This is a genomic window from Rubrivivax rivuli (genome assembly GCF_004016505.1).
In the GTDB taxonomy this organism is placed as follows: domain Bacteria; phylum Pseudomonadota; class Gammaproteobacteria; order Burkholderiales; family Burkholderiaceae_C; genus Rubrivivax; species Rubrivivax rivuli.
Map to the genome: position 1 here is coordinate 1 of NZ_SACR01000010.1, position 6,498 is coordinate 6,498.

General features: G+C 62.4%; 4 protein-coding genes. All 4 read left to right on the forward strand.

Annotated features, from left to right (window positions below; translation table 11 throughout):
• Positions 1–130 precede the first annotated feature (130 nt).
• The 4 genes from EOE66_RS21560 (at position 131) to EOE66_RS21575 (ending at position 4,406) form a co-directional block, all read left to right on the forward strand.
• On the forward strand, positions 131–520 hold the full coding sequence (locus EOE66_RS21560) for a cupin domain-containing protein (RefSeq protein WP_128230823.1): 390 nt from the start codon (positions 131–133) through the stop codon (positions 518–520).
• Between the two features lie 147 nt (positions 521–667).
• Positions 668–1,042, forward strand: coding sequence for a TfoX/Sxy family protein (locus EOE66_RS21565; protein ID WP_128230824.1), 375 nt, complete (start codon positions 668–670; stop codon positions 1,040–1,042).
• Between the two features lie 2,220 nt (positions 1,043–3,262).
• Positions 3,263–3,730: a hypothetical protein gene (locus EOE66_RS21570; protein WP_128230825.1), complete on the forward strand. Its 468-nt coding sequence runs from the start codon at positions 3,263–3,265 to the stop codon at positions 3,728–3,730.
• Positions 3,731–3,872: 142 nt separating this feature from the next.
• The gene (locus EOE66_RS21575) at positions 3,873–4,406 is read left to right on the forward strand and encodes a protein tyrosine phosphatase family protein (RefSeq protein WP_128230826.1); all 534 of its coding nucleotides are present in this window, start codon (positions 3,873–3,875) and stop codon (positions 4,404–4,406) included.
• Positions 4,407–6,498 lie beyond the last annotated feature (2,092 nt).

Sequence of the window (6,498 nt, forward strand, 5' to 3'; positions counted from 1 at the left end):
TACGGCAGGCGTCGTAAGCCCGGCGCCCGCCGTTCGTAGCATCATCGGTCACCGGGCTTACGCCGCCTGCCTCCGCGGTCGGGGTTAGCTCGAACGTTAGGCCCCACAGCCGAAAGTCACGGAACTCGCTATGCCTCTAGATCCTGAGCACACCTATGTGCATCTTGCAGAAAGCGGGCAAGGCACAGAGACGCCCGGTGGTGCTGCCTTCTGGCAACTTCCACCTGCCGAGATGGCGCGCTTCGATCACGGCTGGTTGGTGAGCGAGTTCGTCTGCTCTGAAGACTGGAGCAACTGGGAAATGCATCCGCATGGAGACGAGCTTGTGTATTTGCTCAGCGGAGACGTCGAACTTTTCCTCGAGCTTCCGGAAGGTCTACAAACCGAAAGAATCACCGGTCGCGGCGCGAGGCTTGTACCGCGCGGTGTTTGGCACACAGCCAAGGTCTTCGCACCAAGCCGCATGTTCTTCATCACTCGTGGCGAAGGCACTCAACACAGGGCAACGAGTGGGGCCTAGCCCTTCGCTCAGCCCCCGACCCGCTACGGCAGGCCAGCATGCCCGCGCGGCGCGCTGGTTTATGCTGCACCGCGCGGGCAAGCCGTCCCGCCTCCACGGTCGGGGTTAGCTCGAACGTTAGGCCGCACCAAACACCAACTTCAGATCATGGCGTCCGACCTCAAGACAGTGGCTTTCATCGCGGACCAAAGTGGTCTTGGCGCTCGTTTGACCAACAAGCGAATGTTCGGAGAGTACGCGCTGTACCTCAACGGCAAAGTAGTCGCTTTTGTTTGCGATAACAAGCTGTTCCTCAAGCCAACAGATGCTGGTCGAGCACTCCTGGGGTCACCCATCGAAGCTCCGGCCTACCCTGGATCAAAGAACTACTTCCTGCTCGAAGAAGAACTCGAAGACCCCATCCTTCTGCGCAGGGCCTTCGAAGTCACTGAATCTGTCCTACCGGCAGCCAAACCCAAGTCTCCGGCCAGCAAGGGCACATCAACGCGCAGCAAGCGCTCGGCACCAAAGAGTGCGGCCTAACCCCTCGCTCAGCCCCCGACCCGCTACGGCAGGCCACGCCCGCCGCGAAGCGGGCTTGTTTATGCTCCACTTCGCGGCGGGCGCGTCCTGCCTCCGCGGTCGGGGTTAGCTCGAACGTTAGGCCTCACAAGCCCAAATGCAAATGCGGCGCCATCATCGCGCTTCGGCGACACTTCAGCGCTCGGGAGGCCGCTCAAAACTTCCGCCCAAACGCCCGCAAAGCTTCGCATTCCTGCACGCGAGCAGCTGCAGCGCTCGGGAAGCACTGCAGCACGCGAAGCAGCGGCCAGGAGGCCGCAGTAACCGAACTCCCCCGCTCTTTGGCTACGTCCTTGCTCACCGCTCCAGGCCAGAATACTCGCGCGGCTTGTGCGCGCGCGCATCCCAGCGACGCATAGAGTCCGCCGCTTCAAGTCGGCGCCCCACCGCCCGTGCAACTCGTGTGAGGCCTAACCCCTCGCTCAGCGCCGACCCGCTACGGCGGGCCAGCTTGCCCGTGCGGCGCCTAGGTTTATGCTGCACCGCACGGGCAAGCCGTCCCACCTCCGCGGTCGGCGTTAGCTCGAACGTTAGGCCTCACATGCCACCTTCCTTCCGAACTCGACTGTCCGAAACGCAATGGGTGCTAGCCATATGCTCGCTAGTCCTCGCGGTGTCATTCGTCTACGAGAGCGGGTTCACCAAAGGACTTCTCCGCGCAGTACTGTTTGCGGGGTTCATGGCACTGTTCGCCGCTGGGATCGGATTTTCCATTAATGTCGTTCTCCGCCAAAGAATCTTCACCAAGCCCACTGTCCTGCTGCTATTTGCTGGGGCAACTATCTCAATCTCGACAGCAGCCTATCAAGGAATCAACTCAGCAGCTTGGGTAGCCTTTGGCCTAGTCGTTGGGCTCTTTGTTGGCCTAGTCGCCGGCCTACAGTTCAGGTTCCGCCGCAAACATTGAATGCTCGTCTACTTCAACACCTAGTCAGCTGCCGAAGCGCGGTGAGGCCTAACCCCTCGCTCAGCCCCCGACCCACTACGGCAGGCCAGCTTGCCCGCCCGGCGCGCTGGTTTATGCTGCACCGCGCGGGCAAGCCGTCCTGCCTCCGCGGTCGGGGTTAGCTCGAACGTTAGGCCGCACAGGGAACCGTCCCGCGCCTCGTAAGACCGATACAGCCACGCGCCAATCCGGCACCATCTCGTACGCAACCTCGACATAGCAACTCATGAAGAGCAAGAGAGCTCGTGCCTCAAAGCGACCACCGGCTGCTCCTCGCTCAACGGCTATGACTATCACGGTGCGCTGGCTCGCTCGCGTTGTGGGCGCCGTCGTGTGCTTCGGGCCCCCTGTCCTACTACTTCTTGGCTTCGTACCAGCAATCGAAGGGCCCACGCGTGCCGTTGGCTGGGGCCTTCAAGCACTGCTCCAGGAATGGTGGGGTAAGTCATTGGTCACAATCGCCTGGCTCGGTTTGGGCTGGTTGGGGTATCGATCGCTATTTCCCTCCAGCAAGGGTGCGGCCTAACCCCTCGCTCAAGGCGCGGACCCAGCACGGCAAGCCGCTTGGGCCGCGCTACACCCTTGTCTATCATGCTCCGCGCGGCCCAAGCGCCTTCCCGTGCGGGTCCGCTTAGCTCGAACGTTAGGCCGCACCAAAGAAAGGTTTCGGTATGCCATACATTGACTTTGTTCGGGTCCTCGCTGTTCTCGCTTGCCTTTGGGTCTGCAGTTCCGCAAGGCATCTTGCCCAAGAGGCAACGTTACGAAACAAGTTCAAGCTTCTTGCAGCGCTTGCAACCGGCGTACTGCTTGCAATCGCACCACTGAGCACAGAATGGATCATCAACAGCGTCGCTGGTGAGCAAGTCGCCCCACCAAGTACGCCGTTTACACCAGCCAAAGTCGCGAACTCGCCTGCTCCTGTGATGGTCGCTCATTCGATCGGTATGGTCGAAACCGCTGTTGAACGGAACCGTACTTCGGCGGCATCAATGCTGGTCGCCTTACTCGCTTCGCTGTGCGTTGGATTCATCAGTGGGCGCAGAGGGCGAGCACAAGCTCTCCGGGTGTCGCCGTCCGAGCATGTACGAAGTGCGGCCTAACCCCTCGCTCAGCCCCCGACCCACTACGGCAGGCCGTCTTGCCCGCGCGGCGCGCTGGTTTATGCTGCACCGCACGGGCAAGCCGTCCCGCCTCCGCGGTCGGGGTTAGCTCGAACGTTAGGCCTCACACGAATGCCATCGTCGCCTCCCCAGCCCAGCAAAAAGCTCGCCCACTTCAATAGCTGGTCGTACTTCGGCCTTGGCGTGGTCGCCGTGGTCTTGGTCTTGTACTTGGCAGTTGATTGGACATGGCTGTACTCAGCAAAGGTGGCGCCGAGATACCGCGTGCTGTACTGGGCACTGTTGGCATTCTTGCTCCTCGTCGCCGCAACCCACTTTACAGCCGCCTTTCTGCTGCGCAGGAGGGTCCTTGTATCCGTGGCAGGCTCAGACCCGGCAACATTGCGCGGCTTTGACAGCGAACCTGAAGTCCAGTTGCTGGGCAGCACCTTCAAGCTGCGCGTCGCCGGCCAACTTGTGGGAACGAACGGCCTAGCCTATCTGCTTCGCCTTCAGAACAGGTGGTATCTGGCCGTCGCATCGGCAGCAGAGGCGGTCAAAGCGCACAAAGCCGGCGAGAGGCCAGCCAGTGAGGCCTAACCCCTCGCTCAACACCCCGACCCACTACGGCAAGCACTGTAAGCCCGGTCCGCGGCCTTGGGGCATCATCGCGTACCGGGCTTACAGCGCTTGCCTCCGCGGTCGGGGTTAGCTCGAACGTTAGGCGGCACAGCCATAACCCATGGTCACCACGCGAAGACTCACCCTACTCGCCGGCCTCACGCTGGTGAGTCGCGCTCACGCGGCTGGCATCGGATTCTCTGCGCCGAATATCGTCGCCATCACCCCGCAGCTTGTGACGTCAGGGCAACCGTCTGGCCCTGCACTCGAATCCCTCGGAGCCCTTGGGTTCCAGGCAGTCGTGTACCTCGCACCAAGCAGCGTCCCGGACGCAATCAAGAATGAGCCCGAGATCCTGGCATCGCAAGGCATCGAGTTCGTCCACATACCCATTCCGTTCGGCGCCCCCGAACCTAGCCACGCCGACGCCGTATCACTCGCGCTTCAGCGGCTGCAGGCCAAGAAGGTGCTTGTGCATTGCCAGGTCAACATGCGCGCTTCGAGTATGGTTTTCCTTCACCGCGTGCTTCACCGCAAAGAAAACCCAGCGCTAGCCTACGAGGCAGTAGCTAAAGTTTGGTCGCCCAGCGGCGCATGGCGCACTCTACTTGTCCATCAGCTGGCCAAATACAAAGTCAACTTTGAGCCGTACTGAACAGTGCCGCCTAACCCCTCGCTCAGCCCCCGACCCGCTACGGCAGGCGTTGTAAGCCCGGTCCGCGCCATCCTTAGCATCATCGCGAACCGGGCTTACAACACCTGCCTCCGCGGTCGGGGTTAGCTCGAACGTTAGGCGTCACAAACACACTCATTCTGCTGCTCGCCGGACCATGCGCACAACGAACGCGTTGCTCACCGCCGGCTGCACAACGGGGCTAGCGTTTCTACTCACGGCCACTGTTCTGCCGATCGGACCCGAACAGAGGTGCAAGGCAACTGGTGGTCGCTGGGCCTCAGCGCATGAGGTATGCATTACTAGCTCATGCTTTGAGTCCGGGAGCTGCGGCAAATGGGTGTATCCAGCTGAACGCTGCCACCAGCTCAAGATTGGTGCCCACCGCGCGGAGGTCTACTTCCAGCTGGGAGACCCGGACCAGACCCTTCAGAACGAAGCAAGGTGGCAGGCGGAGAAGGGGTCCCCAGAGTTGGTCGTCGCGACATTCAGTACAGATCGCCTTGCGAGTCTGTCCTGCCCTAAGACCGCGCAGTGACGCCTAACCCCTCGCTCAGCCCCCGACCCACTACGGCAGGCCAGCCGCGACCCCACACGGCAAGCCGCTTGGGCGCCGTGGCACCTTCGCTTATGCTGCGCCACGCCGCCCAAGCGCCTTGCCGCGCGGGTCGCGGTTAGCTCAAACGTTAGGCAGCACGAGCAAGGTCGTTGGTTGGCCTCCACCTCGCCTTGCGGCTGCCGCCGCACAGACACGCGCTCCGGATGTTCCTTTGCGGCTTCTCCGGCCTGCACCGTGGCACACCTGGGCTCCTCTCCGCTGCCCGTCATCGCAGCCCGTCTAAGGCCGGGCCGCTCTGGGACTGCCGCGGCGCTCTTCAACCTCTGGCCGCGGTCCCAGCCGGCGCTAAGGCGCCGAGGAATGGAAGTCACTTGCCCCAAACCTTGGGCATCCACCTCAGCGTGCTGCCTAACCCTTCGCTCAGCCGCGACCCCACACGGCAAGCCGCTTGGGCGGCGCGGCCCCTTGGCCTATGCTGCACCGCGCCGCCCAAGCGCCTTACCGCGCGGGTCGCGGTTAGCTCAAACGTTAGGCAGCTCGAGCCAGGTCGTTGATTTGCCTCCATCTCGCCTTGCGGCGGTCGCCGCAAAGACACGCGCTCCGGCTGCTTCTTCGCAGCCTCTTCGGCCTGCACCACCGCCCGCCTGGGCTCCGCTCCAAGGCACGTCATCGCGGCCTGTCTAAGGCCAGGCCACTCTGGGAACGCCGCTGCGCTCATCAACCTCTGGCCACGGTCCCAGCCGGCGCAAAGGCGCCGGGGAACAAAAGTCACTCGCCCCGGGCCTTCGGCATCTACCTCAGCGTGCTGCCTAACCGCTCGCTGAACACCCCGACCCGCTACGGCAGGCCGTCTTGCCCGCGCGGTGCCTGGGTTATCCTGCACCGCACGGGCAAGCCGTCCTGCCGCAGCGGTCGGGGTTAGCTCGAACGTTAGGCCTCACATTCCAATGGACGGCGTCTTCCCAGTAAGTGTTGCGATTGAGTTCCACGACTCCGAAGTCTCCGTCGTAGAGAAGAGTCGGTCGGGGCTAAGAGTTGCCTTTTCAGCGGCAGTAGTTCATTGCTCAATAAAAGGAGCTCCTGGGCGTAGTGACGGCATCGTGGTGCTGCAAGCCGTGGAGCTACTGCTGCGTGGCTCTCAGGACACCACCGAAACGGAAGGTTGCATCGGAAAGCTGTCAGACGGCTACGTCGAGGTCCAAGGAACTCGCCATACGATGCTCCCGCTCCCGTCTTGCCTAGCCGGCCAAGTCCGCCTTGCCTTGTACTTCGGCAACGGCTCCACAGTTGAGGCAACGGGAAGCGAAGTCGAAATCAAGCAACACGGCGAGCCGCGATTCCTTGAGGTGTTTCGTTGCTAACCACATCCACTGGGAGCTACCGGTGAGGCCTAACCCCTCGCTCAGCCCCCGACCCGCTACGGCAGGCGTCGTAAGCCCGGCGCCCGCCGTTCGTAGCATCATCGGTCACCGGGCTTACGCCGCCTGCCTCCGCGGTCGGGGTTAGCTCGAACGT

Coding starts and splice junctions, on each gene's coding strand:
- EOE66_RS21560 (WP_128230823.1), top strand. CDS start 131: ATGCCTCTAGATCCTGAGCACACCTATGTGCATCTTGCAGAAAGCGGG.
- EOE66_RS21565 (WP_128230824.1), top strand. CDS start 668: ATGGCGTCCGACCTCAAGACAGTGGCTTTCATCGCGGACCAAAGTGGT.
- EOE66_RS21570 (WP_128230825.1), top strand. CDS start 3,263: ATGCCATCGTCGCCTCCCCAGCCCAGCAAAAAGCTCGCCCACTTCAAT.
- EOE66_RS21575 (WP_128230826.1), top strand. CDS start 3,873: ATGGTCACCACGCGAAGACTCACCCTACTCGCCGGCCTCACGCTGGTG.